Source organism: Deltaproteobacteria bacterium (genome assembly GCA_016180855.1).
In the GTDB taxonomy this organism is placed as follows: Bacteria; UBA10199; UBA10199; order JACPAL01; family JACPAL01; genus JACPAL01.
The window spans coordinates 89,611-90,917 of record JACPAL010000007.1; the positions used below are offsets into that span (position 1 = coordinate 89,611).

Sequence of the window (1,307 nt, forward strand, 5' to 3'; positions counted from 1 at the left end):
TTTGTCTTAACGTATCCCCACAAATTCGAAATCCGGTGGACATGGGTATCGACACAAATTCCGTACTGATCATGACCGACCGTTAAGACAAGATTGGCGGTCTTGCGCCCCACACCAGGCAAGGCCAGTAGCTCCTCCATGGTGCCAGGCACACGCGCACCATGTTGTTTGATAAGGAGATTGCACGTTTCCTTGAGGTTTTTTGCCTTGGTCCTGTAAAATCCAACCGGATAAATCAGTTTTTCAAGCTGATTTGTCTCCAACCCAAAAATTTCCTGCGGTGTTGAGGCGACGGCAAAAAGCCGTCGGGTCGCCTGTTCCGTCACGGCATCCTTGGTTCGAAGGGAAAGAAGACAGCTGATCAACGTGGCAAAGGGTCGGTCAACCGATTCCTTGGCAAATTGTCCAACCACCGGGACCTTCCATTTTTTGATCTCTCGCTTAAGAATAGAGAGGGCTTTTTCAATTGCGGTGGTTGTCATGAACGATTCATCGGAGAACGCCTACTTCCCAACAAAACCAGAAAACTCAAGACCGGCAAAGAGCAAGCCTTGGTTATAAATGGTCGTAGTACCCAAGAGATCATTTCCACCTGCGAGCACCATGCTTAGACCCAGAAACGGTATCGCCCCGCTCTTTTCTTTTCCAAATCGGTATAAACCCCCTAAGGTTCCCCCGTAGCCATACTCCATTGTACCACCCATCATAAACGTTGGCCCCACAAACGCCTCCACTTCGCCCCTCTCTCCAAACATAAGACGATACAGGAGATCGATTCGATGATCTCGCACATCCTCATCCGGATCGGTCCTAAGACCATAACTGTATTTGAGCCCAACCCCATCGGCCCAATGAAATTGGAGCTCATTCTCTACAAGGGGGATCCGCGAGGCAAACAGTTCAACTTCGGCTGACAAGCTTGCAGTCGTTTGGCTACTCTCCTCACCTCTCCCAGATTCATGCAATCGCCCCACACCACTTCCTCCTCCCAGCCTTACACCAACCAGCGTTGCCCCTGGCCCTAGCTTCACGTCCTTCCCAGTCTCAGGCCCCCATGGAAACGGGTCCCCCAGGCGCCTGTTGTGATATCCCGGCATAATGGGGTCAGTCATGTTTTTCCTCCTTCTTTAAGTTCTGCAGAAAATGGCTACTTGTGTCGAGGCAGATCGTTCCTGCACCAAAAGAGTTGTTGGTTTTTTCTTATTCATCTCCCAACTCTCGGGTCACAACTCGAATGAATTTGTTGCCGATAATAAAGCTGTAATGGCGAAAGTCCCGGTGAAACAACGCTTTCTTTATGAAGGGAA

At 50.0% G+C, this 1,307-nt stretch carries 2 protein-coding genes; both read right to left on the reverse strand.

The window, feature by feature from the left end; all coding sequences use genetic code 11:
• Positions 1-482: endonuclease III (locus tag HYT77_04255; GenBank protein MBI2067206.1), on the reverse strand; the 482-nt coding region annotated here is incomplete at its 3' end.
• A gap of 21 nt (positions 483-503) precedes the next feature.
• A complete protein-coding gene (locus tag HYT77_04260; GenBank protein MBI2067207.1) occupies positions 504-1,112 on the reverse strand; it encodes a hypothetical protein in 609 nt (202 codons plus the stop codon).
• Between the last annotated feature and the right edge of the window lie 195 nt (positions 1,113-1,307).

What these genes read in the sequence shown, in the direction of transcription:
- HYT77_04260 (MBI2067207.1), bottom strand. Translation starts at nt 1,112, where the DNA reads ATGACTGACCCCATTATGCCGGGATATCACAACAGGCGCCTGGGGGAC.